The organism is Streptomyces sp. NPDC088350 (assembly GCF_044753545.1).
GTDB lineage: Bacteria > Actinomycetota > Actinomycetes > Streptomycetales > Streptomycetaceae > Streptomyces.
In genome coordinates this window covers 249,201-267,626 of sequence record NZ_JBIVNL010000002.1, presented here as the reverse complement: position 1 = coordinate 267,626, position 18,426 = coordinate 249,201, and the positions used below count along the sequence as shown (strand labels likewise).

At 72.5% G+C, this 18,426-nt stretch carries 16 protein-coding genes and 1 tRNA gene; 10 read left to right on the top strand and 7 right to left on the bottom strand.

Features of this window, described 5'->3' with window-relative positions:
- Positions 1-92: 92 nt before the first annotated feature.
- The gene (locus ACIQBL_RS06500; protein ID WP_401937522.1) at positions 93-1,496 is read right to left on the bottom strand and encodes an ATP-binding protein; all 1,404 of its coding nucleotides are present in this window, start codon (positions 1,494-1,496) and stop codon (positions 93-95) included.
- A complete protein-coding gene (locus ACIQBL_RS06495; protein ID WP_401937519.1) occupies positions 1,493-2,197 on the bottom strand; it encodes a response regulator transcription factor in 705 nt (234 codons plus the stop codon). The genes ACIQBL_RS06500 and ACIQBL_RS06495 overlap by 4 nt, the downstream gene beginning before the upstream one ends.
- Positions 2,198-2,308: 111 nt before the next feature.
- Between ACIQBL_RS06495 and ACIQBL_RS06490 the strand changes: the two genes are divergently transcribed.
- Positions 2,309-2,851 (top strand): hypothetical protein, encoded by a 543-nt coding sequence (locus ACIQBL_RS06490; RefSeq protein ID WP_401937517.1) that lies wholly within the window; start codon positions 2,309-2,311, stop codon positions 2,849-2,851.
- Positions 2,852-2,864: 13 nt separating this feature from the next.
- Here the strand turns inward: ACIQBL_RS06490 and ACIQBL_RS06485 are convergent, their stop codons facing one another.
- The gene (locus ACIQBL_RS06485; protein WP_401937515.1) at positions 2,865-3,737 is read right to left on the bottom strand and encodes a spermidine synthase; all 873 of its coding nucleotides are present in this window, start codon (positions 3,735-3,737) and stop codon (positions 2,865-2,867) included.
- Positions 3,738-3,882: 145 nt separating this feature from the next.
- A complete protein-coding gene (locus tag ACIQBL_RS06480; RefSeq protein WP_401937514.1) occupies positions 3,883-4,317 on the bottom strand; it encodes a hypothetical protein in 435 nt (144 codons plus the stop codon).
- 270 nt (positions 4,318-4,587) lie between these two features.
- On the opposite strand from ACIQBL_RS06480, the gene ACIQBL_RS06475 reads away from it, so the two are divergent.
- Positions 4,588-6,060 carry a hypothetical protein gene (locus ACIQBL_RS06475; RefSeq protein ID WP_401937512.1) on the top strand — a complete coding sequence of 491 codons (1,473 nt, stop codon included), beginning with the start codon at positions 4,588-4,590 and terminating at the stop codon, positions 6,058-6,060.
- 69 nt (positions 6,061-6,129) lie between these two features.
- On the opposite strand, the gene ACIQBL_RS06470 is transcribed toward ACIQBL_RS06475, so the two are convergent.
- A complete protein-coding gene (locus ACIQBL_RS06470) occupies positions 6,130-6,729 on the bottom strand; it encodes a histidine phosphatase family protein (RefSeq protein ID WP_401937511.1) in 600 nt (199 codons plus the stop codon).
- 209 nt (positions 6,730-6,938) lie between these two features.
- On the opposite strand from ACIQBL_RS06470, the gene ACIQBL_RS06465 reads away from it, so the two are divergent.
- The 7 genes from ACIQBL_RS06465 to ACIQBL_RS06435 all read left to right on the top strand — a co-directional run bounded on the left by ACIQBL_RS06465 (position 6,939) and on the right by ACIQBL_RS06435 (position 13,501).
- A complete protein-coding gene (locus ACIQBL_RS06465) occupies positions 6,939-7,940 on the top strand; it encodes a phosphatase PAP2 family protein (protein WP_401937508.1) in 1,002 nt (333 codons plus the stop codon).
- Positions 7,891-9,051, top strand: coding sequence for a hypothetical protein (locus tag ACIQBL_RS06460; RefSeq protein ID WP_401937507.1), 1,161 nt, complete (start codon positions 7,891-7,893; stop codon positions 9,049-9,051). The genes ACIQBL_RS06465 and ACIQBL_RS06460 overlap by 50 nt, the downstream gene beginning before the upstream one ends.
- Before the next feature lie 127 nt (positions 9,052-9,178).
- Positions 9,179-10,777: a hypothetical protein gene (locus ACIQBL_RS06455; RefSeq protein ID WP_401937504.1), complete on the top strand. Its 1,599-nt coding sequence runs from the start codon at positions 9,179-9,181 to the stop codon at positions 10,775-10,777.
- Entirely contained in the window at positions 10,774-12,108 is a 1,335-nt protein-coding gene (locus ACIQBL_RS06450; RefSeq protein ID WP_401937502.1) for an AAA domain-containing protein, read from the top strand. Before ACIQBL_RS06455 ends, ACIQBL_RS06450 begins: the two co-directional genes overlap by 4 nt.
- 187 nt (positions 12,109-12,295) lie before the next feature.
- Complete coding sequence (locus ACIQBL_RS06445; RefSeq protein WP_401937500.1) at positions 12,296-12,667, top strand: hypothetical protein; 372 nt, start codon at positions 12,296-12,298, stop codon at positions 12,665-12,667.
- A gap of 155 nt (positions 12,668-12,822) precedes the next feature.
- On the top strand, positions 12,823-13,437 hold the full coding sequence (locus tag ACIQBL_RS06440) for a bifunctional DNA primase/polymerase (RefSeq protein WP_401937497.1): 615 nt from the start codon (positions 12,823-12,825) through the stop codon (positions 13,435-13,437).
- A tRNA-Lys gene (locus ACIQBL_RS06435) sits at positions 13,428-13,501 on the top strand. Before ACIQBL_RS06440 ends, ACIQBL_RS06435 begins: the two co-directional genes overlap by 10 nt.
- Positions 13,502-13,561: 60 nt before the next feature.
- On the opposite strand, the gene ACIQBL_RS06430 is transcribed toward ACIQBL_RS06435, so the two are convergent.
- Positions 13,562-14,881, bottom strand: a complete 1,320-nt coding sequence (locus ACIQBL_RS06430) for a M6 family metalloprotease domain-containing protein (protein ID WP_401937494.1) — start codon at positions 14,879-14,881, stop codon at positions 13,562-13,564.
- Between the two features lie 375 nt (positions 14,882-15,256).
- On the opposite strand from ACIQBL_RS06430, the gene ACIQBL_RS06425 reads away from it, so the two are divergent.
- Positions 15,257-17,086 carry a putative bifunctional diguanylate cyclase/phosphodiesterase gene (locus ACIQBL_RS06425; RefSeq protein WP_401937492.1) on the top strand — a complete coding sequence of 610 codons (1,830 nt, stop codon included), beginning with the start codon at positions 15,257-15,259 and terminating at the stop codon, positions 17,084-17,086.
- Here the strand turns inward: ACIQBL_RS06425 and ACIQBL_RS06420 are convergent.
- Positions 17,074-18,195, bottom strand: a complete 1,122-nt coding sequence (locus ACIQBL_RS06420; RefSeq protein WP_401937489.1) for an LLM class flavin-dependent oxidoreductase — start codon at positions 18,193-18,195, stop codon at positions 17,074-17,076. The two genes, ACIQBL_RS06425 and ACIQBL_RS06420, sit on opposite strands and share 13 nt — an antisense overlap.
- Positions 18,196-18,426 lie beyond the last annotated feature (231 nt).

Sequence of the window (18,426 nt, the reverse complement as noted above, 5' to 3'; positions counted from 1 at the left end):
GTCCGCCGGGGGGTGGGTGCGGCAGCACGCTAGCGATCCGGAATCGGGCAAAGCGCCTGATCCGGGCAGGAGTTGGCGATCTTAGGGTGCGCTTAAGGAAGGGATCGGGAACGGTTAAAGGTCGAGACCAGTCTGCCGCGTCTACGGCGTCTCACGGACCCCCGATGACCCCGGCGCTCCGGCTCCCGCCCGTCCAGCTGGATCCAGATCCGCACCTCCGTGCCGCCGAGCATCGAGGAGCCGATCCGGACGTCCCCGCCCGTCGACTCGGCGAGCCTGCGCACGATGTCCAGGCCCAGCCCGGTCGACCCGTCGCTGCCGGAGCCGCGCCCGCGGGCCATCGCCGCCTCGGGGTCGCGGATGCCGGAGCCCGCGTCCGAGACGAGCACGATCACCGCGTCCTCGCTGTTGTGCACGTCGACCGCGAAGGCCGTGCCCTCGGGGGTGTGCCGGAACACGTTGCCGAGCAGGGCGTCGAGCGCGGCGACCAGGTCGGCGCGGGCGACGGGTATCCGCACCGGCCGGTCCACCCCGGCCACCCGCACCTTGCGGCCCTCGTCCTCGGCGAGCGCCGACCAGAACCGCATCCGCTCGCGCACCACCTCGGCCGCGTCGCACCCGGCACCGGGCCCGGCCGCCACGGTCTGCGGCTTGGCCTCCCGCGCGGTCCGGATGATCGTGTCGACCTCCCGCTCCAACTGCGCGACAGCGGTCCGCGTCTGCTCGGCGGCGGGCCCGTCCCCGAGCGAGGCAGCGTTGAGCCGCAGCACGGTAAGGGGTGTGCGGAGGCGGTGCGACAGATCGGCCGCCAATTCCCTTTCGTTCGCGAGCAGTTGTACGACCTGGTCGGCCATGGAGTTGAACGCGACCGCCGCCAGCCGCAGTTCGGTCGGCCCCTCCTCCGGCACGCGCGAGCCCAACTTCCCCTCCCCCAGTTCGTGCGCGCCCTCGACGAGGCGCTGCGCGGGCTGCACCATCCGTACGCCCAGCCGGTCGGCGACCGCGACGGAACCGACGATCAGCGCGATGCCGACCCCGGCGAGCACCGCCCAGGCCGTACCGACGCCGTTGCTGACCTCGGACTCCGGGACGTACACCTCGACGACGCATATCTCGCCGGAGCTGAGCGCGACGGGCTGGAGCAGGACGGAGCCGCCGGGTACCTCGGTGGTGGAGGCGCGGCCCAGCTTCCGTACGGTCGCGATGTCCTTGTCGGCGGCGCGCCGCCGCCCGATGTCGACGGCGGCCTTCCCCTCCCCGGCCGGTATGTGGACGGCCATCCCGGAGTCCGCGCCCGCCGAGGCGACGACCTTCTCCAGCTGGTCCCGGTCGGTGGTGATGGACAGGGCGGGGGCGACGGCGGCGGCCTCCCGCTCGGCGTTCGAGAAGGCGCGGTCGCGGGCCATCTCCTTGATGACCAGGCCGAGCGGCACGGCGAAGGCGACGACGACCATCGCCGCGATGGCCAGACAGACCCTGACCAGTGCCCACCTCATCGCAGCGACTCCGCTCCCGGTGGCTCCAGCTTCACGCCGACACCGCGCAGGGTGTGCAGATAGCGCGGCCGGGCCGCCGTCTCCCCCAACTTCCGGCGCAGCCACGACAGATGGACGTCGATGGTCTGGTCGTCGCCGTACGACTGCTGCCACACCTCGGCGAGGAGTTCCTTGCGCGGTACGACGACACCGGGGCGGCCGGCCAGGAAGGCGAGGAGGTCGAACTCGCGGCGGGTGAGGTCGAGTCGGACGCCGTCCAGCTCGGCCTGGCGGCGCAGCGGGTCGACGGTGAGGCCGCCGACGCTGATGACCGTGGTCGGGGGTGTCTCGCCGGTGGTGCCACGGGAGCGTCGTAGGACCGCGGACATGCGGGCGGACAGATGGTCGACCGAGAAGGGCTTGGTGAGGTAGTCGTCTGCGCCCGCGTTGAGCAGCCGGACGATCTCCGACTCGTCGTCCCGCGCGGTGGCGATGATCACCGGTACGTCGGTGATCCCGCGCAGCATCTTCAGCGCCTCGGACCCGTCCAGGTCGGGCAGTCCGAGGTCCAGGACGACCACGTCGAAACGGAAATGGGCGACCTCGCGCAGCGCCTCAAGTGCCGTACCGACACTGCGCACCGTGTGGGCGGCGTCGGTCAGATGCCGGATGAGGGCCGAGCGTACGAACTGGTCGTCCTCGACCACGAGCACACTTGCCATGCGCCGCACCGTACGCCATGCGGGCGACCCGTATCCGGGCCTGTGGACAACTCCCGCCTGTGGACAACCAGTAGGAGATCGACGGGACACCTGTGGGGCGCGTGAGGCAGTATGGCCGCGATGCGCAGAGGACTCGTCAACGGATTCGTGCACGTGCTGGCCTGGTCGCTGGCCACCGGCGCGGCCGTCACGCTGTCCTGGTGGGGCGTCCACACGGTCATGACGGGCACGGCCTACGACCCGCCGCGCGCCCTGCCCATCACGGCGGCCGGCACGACCGCGCAGGCCGCTCCGCCGCCGCCCTCGGCACCGGTCCGGGCCGAGTCGTCCCCGAGCCCCTCGAACACCCCGCCGCCGAGCCGCAGCCCCGGTCCGACCCCCACGAAGACGGCGCCGGCGAGCCCGTCCCCCTCCACGTCCGCCTCCGGCCAGATCAAGAGCTACGACACCGACGGCGGGCGGGTGGTGCTCGAACTCGACACCGCGCCCGCCTATGTGACGCTCGTGTCGGCGACGCCGGGTACGGGCTGGGCGATGCAGGTGTGGAAGACGGACTCCTGGCTCCGGGTGGAGTTCACCAAGGGCACGGACAAGGTGTCGGTGATCTGCACGTGGCACGACGGGGCGCCGCGGGTGGATGTGGGCAACTACTAGACGTGGGTGACCGCTAGCGGAACACGGACGGGGGCGGTGCCGGTGAGGCGACCGCCGAGGTGTCCGTCACCGGTACGGCGCCGCCGGTGAAGTCGGTGAGTTCTCTGCCGTGTTGGAGCCGGCCCGGGTGCGGGTCGGAGGCGGCACGCCGGGTCAGTTCGGCGAACGGCAGCGGGTGGTCGGAGGCGACGAGCACGGCGTTGCCGAACCGTTTGCCGCGCAGCACGGTCGGGTCGGCGATCAGCGCGAGTTCCGTGAACCGGGCGGCCACGGTGGCGATTTGACCACGGAGGTGCGCGAGCGGGGGCCCGTCGGCGAGGTTGGCGGCGTAGATCCCACCGGGTCTGAGCGTCCGGCGCACCTCGTCGAGGAACTCGGTGGAGGTGAGGTGAGCGGGCGTACGGGCCCCGCTGAACACATCCGCGACCACGAGGTCAGCCCACCCCTCGGGCACCTTCGCGAGCCCCGCGCGGGCGTCGGTCGACCGCACCCGGATCCGCGCGTTCGGGTCCAACGGCAGCTCGCGCCGGACCAGTTGGACGAGCGCCGCGTCGAACTCGACGACCTGCTGGGTGGATCGGGGCCGGGTGGCGGCGACGTACCGGGCGAGTGTGAGGGCACCACCGCCGAGGTGGACCGCCTGGATCGGCTTCCCGGCCGGTGCGGCGAGGTCGATGACGTGCCCGAGGCGCCGCTGGTACTCGAAGGACAGATACGCCGGGTCGTCGAGATCGACGTACGACTGCGGCGCCCCGTCGATCAACAGCGTCCAGGCACGCGCACGGTCCCGGTCGGGTATCAGCTCGGCGAGCCCACCGTCGACGGGTTCGACGACGGCCTCGGCGGTGCCGGCACCCGCTCGCCGGGTACTCCTGGACTTTCCCATTGGCCCATTATCGGTGGGTGGGGATGGTCCGGCGCGACATCCGCGCCCCTTGGGGGCGCGAGGCTGTGTCGCTATGCGGCTCCGCCGCGTGGGCGCGACCAGCCCCCACCGGGCCGCAGGTTCATCACGACCCTCCCTACGGAACTCACCGACAACCGTCCGCCGCCTCGATCAACCGAGCCGCCTCACCCAGCGCAGCCCGCAGCACCTCCGGGTCGGTTGCCAGGTCCGCGTCACCGGGGGGCAGCAGCCAGTCGGAGCCCTCGACCGGGGGCTCGGGGTCGGGGGCCAGCCGCAGCCCCCTGCCGTGGGTCTCCGTGCACGTGCTGCCCGGCAGATCCCACGCCGCCGCCGTGCCCGGCGGTACCAGGAAGCCGAGTGTGTCGTCGCCGTCGTCGTGCAGGACGGGACCGACCCCGTCGCAGGCGCCGCGGCGCAGGATGTCGACCGCCTCCAGCCCCTGCCGCGTCGGCACCGTCACCAGGTCGCAGGCGGACTCCGCGAACGGTGGCGCACCGCGCTCCGCGCTCGGCATTCGAGGATCGACGCCCTGCCTGGTCTCCATCCCGGTCTCCACCACGGAACCCCTCCTTGGACGAGCGGGTCGGGAGTCGGGTGGCTCCCGGTCCATGGAGTTCAACGCGGCGAAACGTCAACGGCTACGGCACAAGTCCGCCGCAAAGGATGGCAGTTCATGGCAGATCCCGGATGAGATATCCGGTTTGTAGCCAAACCCTGCGTGGCGGGTCGTGCACAGCAGGTACGTTCTTGCCCGCTGGAAACAGGGCGTCACTCAACAAGTCACCCTGAATCCGGCATGGTTCGACGGTTCGCACGAGAGGACCCGGCCATGGCGTCGTCAACGGTGCCCCCGCCCCAGTTCCCCCAACCACCGAGACCCAATCTCGCCTTCCGGCGGCTGCGCGGACAGCGCTCACCGGCGGAGTTCGCCGCGGCCGTACGCCGGTCCGCGCGGGAGATCGGCGAGCGGGTGAGCTGTGACGCGCGCTATGTCGGCCGGGTCGAGGCCGGTGAGATCCGTTGTCCCAACTACGCGTACGAACGGGTGTTCCTGCACATGTTCCCCGGCCGCACGCTCGCCGATCTCGGCTTCGCGCCCCGCTCGTCCGTACGCGGACGCGGGGCGCGCACCGCCGAGGACGCGCCCCCCTCACACCTCACAAGCCCGGCCCGCACGACCGACGATGCGGAAGGGACGGGTGAGACGCGGGGGGCGTACGAGCCGTATGACACACAGGACCCGTACGACACGCACGAGAACCACGAGAACCGCGAGGAGAGCGACGTGCTGCGTCGCGCATTCATGAGGGGCGGCACCGTCACGGTGGCCGCCGGCACACTGGGCCCGCTGGGGCTCACTTTGGACGCCGTGGCAGCGGAACGTTCCGTCCGCCGTCCCGGTACGAGCGAGGCGGGCGCCCTGGAAGAGGCCGTCCGCAGAATCCGGCTGCTCGACGACCGGCACGGCGCCGACGGCCTCTACCGGCGCGCGGCGGCCCCGCTGCGTGCCGCCTACGCCCTGCTCGACGCGGGCACCACCCGGCAGTCCGTCGCCGAACGACTGCACTCCGGAGCCGGTGAACTCGCCATCTCGGTGGGCTGGCTGGCCCACGACTCCGGCCGCTTCGACGACGCCCGCTCGCACTACGCGGAGGCGCTCGCGACGGCCCGGATGACCGGGGACGCGGGCCTTGAGGCACACGCCTTCTGCAATACGGCGTTCCTCGCGCGGGACGCCGGACGGCCACGGGAAGCGGTGCGCGCCGCACAGGCCGCGCAACGCGTCGCCCGCCCCCTCGGCTCCGCCCGCCTGATGTCGCTGCTCGCGCTGCGCGAGGCCGGCGGCTGGGCGGGGCTCGCCGACCGCACCGGCTGCGAACAGGCGCTGGCCCGTGCGCAGGCCCTCTACGAGCGGGGCCACTCGGACGCCGACCCCGAGTGGATGAGCTTCTACGGAGAGGCCGAGTTGGAGGGTCTTGAGGCGCAGTGCTGGTCGACGCTGGGCGACTGGCCGCGGGCCGCGCGGCACGCTCGGCGGGCGGCGCATCTTCAGGATCCGCACTTCACGCGGAACATCGCGCTGTACACGGCTGAGCTTGCCGACGATCTCGCGCGCGGGGGTCGGCCTGACGAGGCGGCGACTGCGGGGATGCGGGTGCTTGATCTGTTGGACCTGGTGCAGTCGTCGCGGATTCAGACGATGCTGGCGGGCACTGCGCGGGTGCTGTTGCCTCACCGGCGGGCTTCGGGGGTGTCCACGTTTCTGGAGAGGCACTCAGGGTTGCCTCGTACTGCGGCTTAGTTGCTACGGGGGGAGCGTGGTGATTCGTCTGCGGGCCGGTGGGGGCTGGTCGCGCAGTTCCCCGCGCCCCTAAAGGGCAACCATGTGCCCCACGTCGTTCCAGTTCTCGATCGCTGGTTCGCCGTACGCCCAGCCCAGTACGGACAGCGACGTCGGGTTGAGCCGTATCCGTGCCGCGAAGTCGATCGGCAGGCCGAGCCAGCGCGCGCCGATCGAGCGCAGGATGTGGCCGTGCGCGAAGACCAGTACGTCACGGTCCTCGGCCCGTGCCCAGGCGACGACCTCGTCCGCGCGGGCGGTCACCTCGGCGAGGGTCTCCCCTTCGGGGACGCCGTCGCGCCAGATGAGCCAGCCGGGGCGTACGTCCTGGATCTCGTCCGGGGTCATGCCCTCGTAGGCGCCGTAGTCCCACTCCATGAGGGTGTCCCAGTGGGTCGCGCGGTCGCCGAAGCCGGCGAGTTCGCAGGTCTCACGCGCGCGTGCCAGCGGGCTGGTGCGCACCTCCACCCCGGGGAGGCCGTCGAAGGGGGCCCGGTGCAGTCGCTCGCCGAGCACCTTGGCGCCGCGCCGGCCCTCTTCGAGGAGCGGGACGTCGGTCCTGCCGGTGTGCTTCCCGGACAGCGACCATTCGGTCTGTCCGTGCCGGGCCAACAGGATGCGCGGTGCCATGAGGGACCTTTCCGGGCGAAAACGAGAGGCGGGTCACTCCATCATCGCGCACCCTTGAAAAGGGCAACCCGGGGGGCGAACTCTGCGTCTTTGAGGTCCTGGGGCGCCCCAAACGGGGCGCGCACCTACGCCGTAAAGTGTCCCGACCGGGCTACCGGGAAGCCGGACCACCGGGCACCGCACCAGAACAGAAGGGGGAGGGCGATCGGATGCCGCAGACCGAGACACCAGGCATCGAGGCGGACCGGCGAAGCCGGCTGCGCTGGTGGACCGAGCTGCCGCTGATCCTCATGGTGTACGCCTCGTACTCGGCCGGGCGGCTGCTGGCCAGGGGCGACACGTCCAGCGCCGTCGACCACGGTCTGGCGATCCTCCGCATCGAGAAGTTCCTGCGCATCAACGCCGAGCACCCGCTCAACCGTCTGTTCACGCGCGAGTCCTGGATCGGCATACCGGCCGACTTCTGGTACGCGTCGCTGCACTACCTGATCACGCCCGCGATCCTGATCTGGCTGTTCCGCTCCAGGGCCCAGGTCTACCGCGCGGCCCGCACCTGGCTGATGACGTCCACCTTCATCGGCCTGATCGGCTTCACCCTCCTCCCGACCTGTCCGCCCCGCCTCCTCTCCCCCGACTACGGCTTCGTGGACACGATGGCCGAGTACAGCTCGTACGGCTGGTGGGGCGGCGAAGCGAGCGCGCCGCGCGGCCTGGGCGGCATGACGAACCAGTACGCGGCGATGCCGAGCCTGCACTGCGGCTGGGCGCTGTGGTGCGGTGTGATGCTGTGGCGCCACGGCGGGACGCGGCTCACCAAGGTCCTCGGTGTCGCCTATCCGCTGCTGACGGCGATCGTGGTGATGGGCACCGCGAACCACTATCTCCTCGACGCGGTCGCGGGCGTGGTCGTGATGGGCTTCGGGTTCCTGCTGGCGCCGCAGGTGATGAAGGCCTCGGACCGGATCAGGGCGCGGTTCGAGGGGCGCGGCTCACTCGTCGCGGCGCGCTCCCGTGACGCCTCCGGTGAGGCCGCTCGCGGCATCTCCCGTGACGCCTCTCGTGGCACAGAAACCTCAATTGTCAGTGGCGGATGCCAGACTTCCCCGGGTGAGCGAATTCCACGGCAGCGCGAGTCGCAGCTCGGTACCGGAGCCGAGCCGAGTGCCTCCCCCACGGACGCGGGGGACGGCGCTCCGGCACCGGCTCGCTGAGCTGCGCGGCCCGGACGTCCCGGCCAAGGCGCTGGACGCGCGCGCCCTCGCGGCGCTGGCGGCGAACCCGGGCTGCAAGCGGCGGGCGATCCTGGACGGCGCGGGGGTGAACAAGGCGGTGCTGGCCGACGCGCTCGGCTCGCCGTCGGCCTTCGGGCAGTCCCAGTTCGCCTTCATGCGGGGCAATGCCTTCGAGGCCCGGGTCAAGGCGGACGGCGGCGCGGAGCTGCTGCGCCTGGTGCACGAGAAGCTGGACGCGGGCGCCGAGCCGCCCACCCGCGCGCGGGTGCCCGAGCTGTCGGCGATCGGCCCCGAGGGCCGTGCGGCGCGTACGGCGCTCGCACTGCGCGAGGCCACCGAGGCCGCCGCCTGGACGTTGCTGGACCACCCCATGCTCGCCCTCGACGTGGCGGGCTCGCCCGCGTTCCTGGAGCCGGACGCGGTCGTCGTGCACCCCGACGGCAGTTGGACCGTCGTCGAGATCAAGTCCTTCCCGATGCTGGACGGTTCGGCGGACCCGGCGAAGGTCGGCGCGGCGGCCCGCCAGTCGGCGGTGTACGTGCTGGCGCTGGAAGAGGTCGCGGCCAAGCTGAACCCCGCTCCTCGAGTCCGCCACCGCATCCTCCTCGTCTGCCCGAAGGACTTCTCCAACCTGCCCACCGCGTCCGCCGTCGACGTCCGCAAGCAGCGCGCGGTCACCGGCCGCCAACTGGCCCGCCTCACCCGCATCGAGGACATCGCCGACGCCCTTCCCGAGGGCACCTGCTTCGCCCCCGACCGACCGCCCGCCGAGCTGACGGCGGCGGTCGAGTCGGTCCCCGCGGCCTACGCCCCCGAGTGCCTGGCCGCCTGCGAACTGGCCTTCCACTGCCGCGACCGCTCCCGCGCGTCCGGCGCGGTCACCACCCTCGGCCGCTCCCTGCGCGCCGAACTGGGCGACCTGACCACGGTCGACGAGGTCCTGGCGGCGGCCCACGGCGAGGCGGGCGACCCGGACGACCCGGCGGTGGCCGCGCTGCGCAGGGCGGCGGAACTGCGGGCGGAGGCGCTGGAGGGCGCGGCCGAGCTGCGCGCGGCGGCGGCGAGCGCGACGGGCGGTGTGCCGCGATGACCACGACGACCTCAATGACCGTGATCCCGAGCACCACCGTCGCCGCACCGGCAGCACACAGGCAGCCGGCGAGTCGCGGCCCGCACCACCGCACCCCGCCCCCGGTCACCCACCCCGAGGGGACCCCGTGTCGCTGATCTCGACTCTCGCCCGCCTGGAGGCCGTTCGCACCGGCCGCGCCCAGCCCGCCGCCACCGTCCGCCACCGGCATCTCTCCGAGCACCCCCTCGTCCTCGTGCCGCTCACCACCGCCGGTGAGGCCGGGGCGCCCCTCGGCGCGCTCGTCGGCACGGACCGGGACGCGCCGCGCCTGCTGGTCGTACCGCAGCCGCGTGACCGGGACCTCAGGTTCGCGTTCCTGGCCGAACTGGCGGACGTGGTCCTGCCGTACATCGACACGTACGCGGACGTCGTGGAGGCCGCCGAGCGCAACGAGACCGATCCGGAGACCGGCAAGCGGGTCAAGGTAGAGGTCGAACTGTGCGCGGATGCCCCGCAGTTGATCGTGCCGAGCCGCGCGGGCATCGAGCTGGTACGGCTGTTGGGCCGCTCGATGCGCTTTCGCCGCACGGCCGAGCAGGACCCCGAGACCCCGCACCCGGCGCCCCCGCGCGTGCCGTTGCTCGGCCGCTGGCTGACCCACTTCGGGGAGCGGGCCCGCGTGCCCGGTTCCGCGCTGCTCCTCGCGCTCACCGAGGTGCTCGGCCGGCACTGGGCGACCGGTCAGTCCAGCCTGGAGGACCAGCACCTGGCCGCGCTGCTCGCGTGGATCGACCCGCCGGAGGGCGTCTTGGGCGCCGAGGCAGCGCGCGACGCGGAGCTACGGCGGGACGCGCGCGGCCAGTTGGTGTGCCCGCCGGCCGGACCGGCCACCGACCCGGCGTTCGACAACAAGCTGCTCGCCCCCGCCATCGAGCGCTACGACCGCGCCCGCACCGCCCTCGCCGCCGCCGAGGACGGCCTGGAGGCCGACGACCGGCTCGGTGAACTCACCGCGGCCGAGCGGGAGATCAGGGCCCTCGTCGAGAGCGTCACCCGCCCCACCTGGGACGCGGTGTGGCACGGACTCGATCTGCTGCGGGCCCTGCCGGAGGGTGGGCACGCCGTCGACCGGTGGACGCGCGACCGCTGGTCGTTCACCGGCCACCGGGACCGGATCGTCGCCGGTGAGCCCCCGCAGCCGCGCCGCGACGACGCGGTGACCGCGGCCAACAAGCTGGCCACGCGCGAGCGCGAACAGGCCCGCCTGGACGCCCAGGAGGCCCTGGACGACCCGTTGGTGATGGCCGGGCGGCGGCTCGCCGGGGAGGCGTTCGCGGGCGAGGTCACGGATGTCGTCATGGCGTACAGCGAGGGCAAGAGCCCCCGCCCGCGCCCCCTGGTGACCGTGCGCACGGACGACCGGCCGCATCTCGGGGAGCGGGTCAAGGTGTTCCGGTCGCTGGCCGGCAAGCCGCAGTCGGCGGAGTTCGTGGGCCACGAGGAGGAAGGTGCCCTCGTCGTCCTCCGGGTGGTCGACAAGATGGGCCGCGGCAAGGAGCCGGAGACCGGTTCGGTGCCGGAGAAGGGCGACCGGATCTGCTTCACGCTGTTCGAGCACGAGCAGCGGGGCGGCGCGAAACTGCCCGACCAGGAGGAGACGCCGTGGACGCACGGCGGACCGCCGGGCGAGGAGAGCGCCGTACAGGAGTCCGCCGACCCGGTGACCGAGGAGGACGTGCTGTGACCGCCGTGTTCGATCCCGGTGCCGAGGCCGGGCGCGCGACCGACGCGATCCTCCGCGACACCCTGCACGGCACCGCGCGCGGGGTCGTCGTCGACTCCCCGCCCGGGGCCGGCAAGTCCACGCTCGTCGTCCGCGCGGCACTCGAACTGGCCGACGCCGGACGGCCGTTGATGGTGGTCGCGCAGACCAACGCCCAGGTCGACGACCTCGTCGTCCGGCTCGCCGAGAAGAACGGCGAGCTGCCCGTGGGCCGTCTGCACAGCAGTGACGCGGACCCGTACGACAAGGCACTGGACGACCTGCCGAACGTACGGAAGTCGGCGAAGGCGGGCGAACTCGCCGGACTCCCGGTCGTCATCTCGACGGCGGCCAAGTGGGCGCACGTCACGGTGGACGAGCCGTGGCGGCACGCGATCGTCGACGAGGCGTACCAGATGCGCTCGGACTCGCTGCTGGCCGTGGCCGGACTGTTCGAGCGGGCGCTGTTCGTGGGCGACCCGGGGCAGTTGGACCCGTTCGCGATCGTCGGCGCGGAGCAGTGGGCGGGCCTGTCCTACGACCCCTCGGCCTCGGCCGTGACCACACTCCTCGCGCACAACCCCGAACTGCCGCAGCACCGCCTGCCGGTGTCCTGGCGCCTGCCCGCGTCGGCGGCCCCCCTCGTCTCGAACGCGTTCTACCCGTACACCCGTTTCCGCAGCGGCACGGACCACGGCGACCGGCGGCTCAACTTCGCTGTCCCGTCGGACGGTTCGGGCCCGGACCGGGTCATCGACGAGGCCGCGCAGGCCGGTTGGGGCCTGCTGGAACTGCCCGCCCGCCACACGCCCCGCACGGACCCGGAGGCGGTACGGGCGGTGGCGGCGGTCGTACGACGCCTGCTGGACCGGGGCGGCGCGGCCACATCCGAACGCTCGCCCGACCCCACCCCCCTGACCGCCGACCGGATCGCGGTCGGCACCGCGCACCGGGACCAGGCGGCGGCGGTCCGCGCGGCGCTGGCCGAGCTGGGCGTCACGGACGTCACCGTGGACACGGCGAACCGGCTCCAGGGGCGGGAGTTCGACGTCACGGTGGTCCTCCACCCCCTCTCCGGCCGCCCCGACGCGACCGCCTTCCACCTGGAGACGGGCCGCCTCTGCGTCCTGGCCTCCCGGCACCGGCACGCGTGCATCGTGGTCTGCCGGGCGGGCGTGACCGACCTCCTGGACGACCACCCGTCGACGGAGCCGGTGCAGCTGGGGGTGACGGTGAAGTTTCCCGACGGGTGGGAGGCGAATCACGCGGTACTCGCGCACCTGGCGGAACACCGGGTGGTCTGGAGACCGTGAACCGGCGGCTCTCGGAGGTCCGGTCGGCCGGAGATGAGTACGGCACCGGGCTGCTGGGAAACCCCTCACAGGGTGCCGGAGCCCGTGCCTCGGGGGTATGCCCGGGGCCCCTTGCGCGGCCGGGGGACAATGGACGGTGGTCCCGCTCACGAGGCGGGCCATCGGTGACGTACGAGGAGGAGAAGACATGGCGGAGCACACGCCGCGTCGCAACGAATCGCGGCTACGCCCCGCGCCCCTGCTCTTCGAGCCCGCACAGGCGGCCGAGGACCCGGAGCACTTCTTCGACCTGGAGTCGATAGACGACCCCCACGCGCTGCTCGCCCGCGCGACGGAGCTGACGCACGCGTTCCGCGCCGCGACCGACCGCGCGGTGGAGTTCCAGGCGATCGCGGCGGCGCAGCTCGCGGACCCGCGCCGGTTCGACCGGCTGACGCCGGCGGACATCGCCGAGCGGGCCGAGTGGACCGAGGACTACGCGAAGAAGATGGTCGAGTTCGGGCGGGATCTGCTGCGCGGCACCGAGGGCCGGGACAGCGGGGCGGCCGACCCCGTGTGACCCGGGTGGCCCGCACATCCCGCGTGGCCCTACCCGGCACCAAAAGAACTCCTGGCATATGCCGGACGGGCAAGATACTCCCTCCCGCCCCCTCCTGTCCCGATTTCCGACAACCCTCGGAGACCGGGCGCTCACGGCCAGTAGATCTGTGTGCCATGAGCAGCACACAGGACGACCCCTTCGCCGACCGCTTCGACATCTCGGGCGTCACCCCGGACGGTGCCGCCTGGCTCGCCTCGGCAGGAACGTATCCGCGCAGCACCCTCGCCCTCTGGAAGGAACGGCCGGACGCCCCGGTCGTCCTGCCCTGCGGCAACGCCTTCGACGTGGTGAACGCCCCGGCGATCTTCGGGCGCCGTATGGTCGATCACTTATGGGACGAGGGCCCCGGCTCCGGGCCGGTCGCGACCTACCGGGGACGGATGCTCCTGTTCGCCACCCCGGGCACGGCTCAGCGGCTGCCGTCGCTGCTCGGCTGGGAGGAGTGGGGCGCGCGTCCCGGAGCGCACGGCCGTACGGGGTCCGTACCGCCACTGCTGTGCCACGGCACCGGCGACGCGGTGACCGTCCCGGCGCTGGTCGGCGCGGCTGCGGCGGCGCCGTTCGACGCGCGCTGGCTGGTCGCTCCGGACACCCGCCGGCCCTGGCTCCCCGGTGCCGAAATCCTGCTCTGGGCGGCCGTGCGGGCAGCTCGCGCGACCGTGCGGATATCGATTTTTCCTCCCCCGGATCAGGGTGCTAAGGTCTACGACGTCAGCAGGCGCCGCTAGCTCAGTTGGTTAGAGCAGCTGACTCTTAATCAGCGGGTCCGGGGTTCGAGTCCCTGGCGGCGCACCTGTGAAGGGCCCCTCGTGAGAACGAGGGGCCCTTTGACGTACCCGGCAATCAGGAGGATCAGCCTCCCGGCTCCCCCGGCGTGATCGTCACCGTCCACGCCCCCGAATCCGTCCGCCCCTCCACCTCCACCTTCACGTTGCCCCCTGGCACCGTGAAGCTCTCGCCCAGGCTGACCGGGGCGTCGGCGAGGGGCGGATAGACCGACGTCTCCCAGCAGGCCTCGGTGTGCGGGTGGGCGTCGACGACCTCGATCGGGCCGCCACCGGACGCCGCGCCGCTGCGCACCCGGTACACGAGGATGCCCTGTTTGCAGGCCGTGCCGTCGTTGCCGACGGGGCTGCGTGCCTCGAAGGCCAGGGCGCTGTCCGTACCGGTGCGCACCACGGCCAGCTTGACCCCGAGGCCGAGTCCGAAGGCCGGCGACCCCGCCGAGCCCGCCGTTCCGGGCCCGGCGGCCAGGGGTTCCAGGGTCAGCCGGGTCGGCGCGGTGCCCCGTACGCACACCACCTGGCGCGGGTCCAGCCAGCCCAGCTTCCACTTGTGCCAGGCGAACAGGTCGGGCGCGAGGCCGAACTGGCTGCCCATCAGGTCCCAGTCGCCGACGTAGGTGTCCCAGTCGCCCTTGCCGTCGACCGGCCGGTGGTAGAGGTCGGGCAGGTCGAAGACGTGGCCGGTCTCGTGGGCGAGGACGAGCCGGTCCGGCGGGTGCTTCTCGAACACCGTGACCACCCGGCGGACGTCCGTGCCGTCGGCCCGCAGCGGGGTGTCGAGGTTGACGACCTTGGTCGCGTCGGAGTCCACGCCGGGCGCGTCCGGGTCGGCCACGAAGTAGACGATGTCGTAGCGCGAGAAGTCGACCTGCGGGTCGGCGGCGGCGAGCGCGTCGCGGAGGTACGCGGCCCGGTTCGCCGGGTTCCAGTCGCGCTGTATGGCGTACGACGTCGACGGGCGGGGCATCCGGATCCAGTTCCGCAGCGGGTGCGGGCGCAGGGTGAACCTGCCGTAGGAGGCGCGTTCGTAGAAGCGGGTGGTGGCCGGGAAGTGGTCGGCGGCCAGTTCGGCGGGGGTGGTGCGCGGGGTCGCGTCGGGGAAGGAGAGGAAAATCATCACCGCGTCGAGGGGGCGGGTGGGGCGCGGATAGGCGGTGTTCCAGGTGTCGAGGCCCTCCGAGTGGTGGGCCTCGGTGCGCTTGAGGGCGCAGGGGGTGGTCGAGAACGGCTCGGCGACCGACTGGCTGGACATGATCGAGGTCGCGGCGAGCGCGGACATGGTGGTGAACACGGCCGCGGTGCCGCGCAGTCCGGGGCGCGTCCGCCACTGGGCGAGCCCCTTGAGTGCCGTACGGGAGAGCCCCTTGAGGGGGAGCTGACACGGCACGTTGGACCTCCGGGAGCGGTTCGCGGGACACCGACACCCAGCCTGTGATGGTTTGTTGGGGTACGCCCTGTTTATCTGCACCAGATGAGTGAGAGGGACGCTCGGGAAGGCCGAGACACGCCCGGGCCGACATCGGGAAACACTCACGGAACGTCACATGTGGTCGGCCTTTTGACGAACCCGTCCAGGTGCGGGCGGAATCGATCTGCCGGAACCGGCCGTTGTTCCGGGACACTGGACAGTGGCTGGAAGGGCCGGGGGCCAACCTCTATGATCGGCACACTTTCCTGCACGGACACGGCACGGCGGCCTCCCACCCGGTCGGCCATCCCGACGAGACCCATCCGAAGATCGAGTGCACTGCGGGAGCGAGCGGTGAGCGGAACGTCCGAAGGGCCGGCGCCCGCGGCAGATCTCATCCGGCCGGCCGTCACAGAGAGTAGCGCCGAGGCATCGCCTCGTGCCGAGTCCCCCGGGGGCGGCCGTCTTGAGTCCGCCTTCTCCGTGTCCCCCCTCGCCATGGCCGTCGTGGGCCGCGACGGCCTGGTCGTCAGCGTGAACGACACGTTCGGCGCGCTGCTCGGCAAGGCCGGTGTCGCGCTCGCGGGGCTGGTCGCGGCCGATCTGGTGGACCTGCGGTCGGACGCGCGTACCTGGCACGCCTATCGCGAGGTGCTGCGCGGGCGGCAGGCCAAGCTGAGCTGCACCCGCCGGGTCAAGCACCCCGACGGGCACTCCCTGTGGGTGCAGGTGACCGTGGCGCCGCTGCCGGCCGAGGAACACGGTGTGCTGCTGTCACTCACCGACATCAGTGCCCGTCGTGAACTCCAGGCGCGGCTACGGCACTTGGAGATGCACGACGCGGTGACCCGGCTGCCCAACCGCACCCTGTTCTTCGAGCGGCTGTCGGCCGCGCTGGAGGCGGAGTCGTACGAGCAGGGCGGCACCGGGCGGATCGGCCTGTGCTATCTGGACCTGGACGGCTTCAAGGCCGTCAACGACACGCTCGGCCACCGGGTCGGCGACCGGCTGCTGGCCGCCGTGGCGGAGCGGCTGACGCGGTGCGCGGACGAGGCGGGGTACGCCCGGGCGACCGCCCCTCTGGTGGCGCGGCTGGGCGGGGACGAGTTCGCGCTGCTCGTCGAGGACTCGACCGGGACCGACCAACTGGCCGATCTCGCCGAGTCGGTGCTGAAGGCCTTGCAGGCGCCCTTCGACCTGTCCGGGCAGCGGCTGTCGCTGTCGGCGTCGATCGGGGTGGTCGAGCGGCAGGCGGCCGGTACGACGGCGACCGGTCTGATGCAGGCGGCCGACACGACGCTGTACTGGGCGAAGGCCGACGGCAAGTCCCGCTGGACGCTGTTCGATCCGGAGCGCAACGCGCACCGCATGACCCGCCAGGCCCTCGCCTCCACGCTCCGCCCGGCCATCGAACGGGGTGAATTCACCCTGGAGTACCAGCCGTTGGTGGGGATGGAGAACGGACGGCTGCGCGGGGTCGAGGCGTTGGTGCGCTGGAACCACCCGCAGTTCGGGATGCTGACGCCGAATCGGTTCATCGGACTGGCCGAGGAGGACGGCTCGATCGTGCAGCTCGGCCGCTGGGTCCTGGTCACCGCCTGTCGCCAGGCCCGCCGTTGGCAGTTGGACCACCCGGACGAGCCGCCGATCTTCGTGAGCGTCAACGTGGCCGTACGCCAGGTGTGGGACTCGGACCTGGTCGCGGACGTGGCCCAGACGCTGGCCGAGACCGGACTCGCCCCGCATCTGCTGCAGTTGGAGCTGACCGAGTCCGCGGTGATGGGTTCTGCGGGACGGCCGTTGCAGGCGCTCCAGGCGCTGAGCGACATGGGGGTCCACATCGCCATCGACGACTTCGGCACCGGCTACTCGAACCTGGCGTACCTGAGCCGGCTCCCGGTCTCCGTCCTGAAGTTGGACGGGTCCTTCGTCCGGGGCTTCCAGTACGAGGGGGAGGGCGTCCCGCCGAACCCGGCCGACGAGGTCATCGTCGAGGCGATGATCCAACTCGCCCACCGGCTGGGCCTGTCGGTGACCGCCGAGTGCGTGGAGACCTCGGCGCAGGCGTCCCGGCTGCGCCGGATCGGCTGCGACACCGGACAGGGGTGGCTGTACTCCCGTCCGGTGGCGCCGGATCGTATCTCCGAGCTGCTGGGGACGAAGGCCTGCAATCAGGCGTCCTGATCGGCCGTCAACTCATAGGCGTCGGCGATCAGTTCGTACGAGCGCAGACGCAGGTCTGCGTTGTGGGCGTGGGACGTGAGCATCAACTCGTCGGCGCCGGTGCGCTTCTGGAGGTCGTCGAGGCCGTCGCGGACCTGGTCGGCGGTGCCGTGGACGACGTTGGCGTTCCAGGAGGTGATGAACTCCCGCTCCATGGGGCTGAATTCATACGCCTCGGCCTCTTCCGGGGTGGGCACGAGTCCGGGGCGGCCGGTGCGCAGCCGGACCATGTTGAGGGCGGCGGCCAGCACCTGGCGGCGGGCCTCCTTCTCGTCGTCGGTGGCGAGGGCGGAGACACCGATCAGCGCGTACGGCGCGTCGAGCACCGCGCTCGGCCGGAAGGACTCGCGGTAGAGGTCGAGCGCCGGGACGGTGTTCTGCGCCGAGAAGTGGTGCGCGAAGGCGAAGGGCAGGCCGAGCATGCCGGCGAGGCGGGCGCTGAAGCCGGAGGAGCCGAGGAGCCAGATCGGCGGGCGGTGCGGGGACTGGACGCCGCCGGGCGAGGTCGACTGGATCGGGCCGGGGACCGCGTGGATACGGGCGTAGGGGTGGCCGGACGGGAAGTCGTCGTCCAGGAAGCGGGTGAGTTCGGCGAGTTGCTCGGGGAAGTCGTCGGCGCCCTCGTTCAGCCGCTCGGTGCGACGCAGGGCGGCGGCGGTGGCGCCGTCGGTGCCGGGGGCGCGGCCGAGGCCGAGGTCGACGCGGTTCGGGGCGAGTGCCTCCAGGGTGCCGAACTGCTCCGCGATGACGAGCGGGGCGTGGTTCGGGAGCATGACGCCGCCCGAGCCGAGGCGGATGCGGTCCGTGTGGGCGGCGAGGTGGGCCAGGATCACGGCGGGCGAGGAGGACGCCACGCCCGGCATCGAGTGGTGCTCGGCGACCCAGTAGCGGTGGAAACCGCGCGACTCGGCGAGCTTGGCGATCCGCACGCTGGTGCGCAGCGCGTCCGTGGCGGTGCGGCCGGCGCCCACGGTCACCAGGTCCAGTACGGAGAGGGGGACGGGGGCGGTGCCCCGCGCCGTGCCCCGGATCTCGTCGGTCGTACCCCGGATCTCGTCGTCTGCCGCCACGGTGGGTGCCTCCTGTTGTGAGCTGTGCGGTGTCCTTCCGGCACTAACAGGAGGCTGTCTCCGCTTTATTCCCCGAGGGACGGCTCACGACAGACGGGGGCACGGGGGTGGGGGGGGGGGGGGGGGGGGGGCCCCCGGGGGGGTGGGTAGGCGGGGGGCACCCCCCCCCGCCCGCCCGGGGGGGGGCGGCCGGCGGGCCCCGGGGGGGGGGGGGGGGCTGGGCGGCCGCGC

Excerpts from the sequence above, each read along its gene's own strand:
- ACIQBL_RS06500 (WP_401937522.1), bottom strand. The coding sequence starts at position 1,496 with ATGAGGTGGGCACTGGTCAGGGTCTGTCTGGCCATCGCGGCGATGGTC.
- ACIQBL_RS06495 (WP_401937519.1), bottom strand. The coding sequence starts at position 2,197 with ATGGCAAGTGTGCTCGTGGTCGAGGACGACCAGTTCGTACGCTCGGCC.
- ACIQBL_RS06490 (WP_401937517.1), top strand. The coding sequence starts at position 2,309 with ATGGCCGCGATGCGCAGAGGACTCGTCAACGGATTCGTGCACGTGCTG.
- ACIQBL_RS06485 (WP_401937515.1), bottom strand. The coding sequence starts at position 3,737 with ATGGGAAAGTCCAGGAGTACCCGGCGAGCGGGTGCCGGCACCGCCGAG.
- ACIQBL_RS06475 (WP_401937512.1), top strand. The coding sequence starts at position 4,588 with ATGGCGTCGTCAACGGTGCCCCCGCCCCAGTTCCCCCAACCACCGAGA.
- ACIQBL_RS06470 (WP_401937511.1), bottom strand. The coding sequence starts at position 6,729 with ATGGCACCGCGCATCCTGTTGGCCCGGCACGGACAGACCGAATGGTCG.
- ACIQBL_RS06465 (WP_401937508.1), top strand. The coding sequence starts at position 6,939 with ATGCCGCAGACCGAGACACCAGGCATCGAGGCGGACCGGCGAAGCCGG.
- ACIQBL_RS06445 (WP_401937500.1), top strand. The coding sequence starts at position 12,296 with ATGGCGGAGCACACGCCGCGTCGCAACGAATCGCGGCTACGCCCCGCG.
- ACIQBL_RS06440 (WP_401937497.1), top strand. The coding sequence starts at position 12,823 with ATGAGCAGCACACAGGACGACCCCTTCGCCGACCGCTTCGACATCTCG.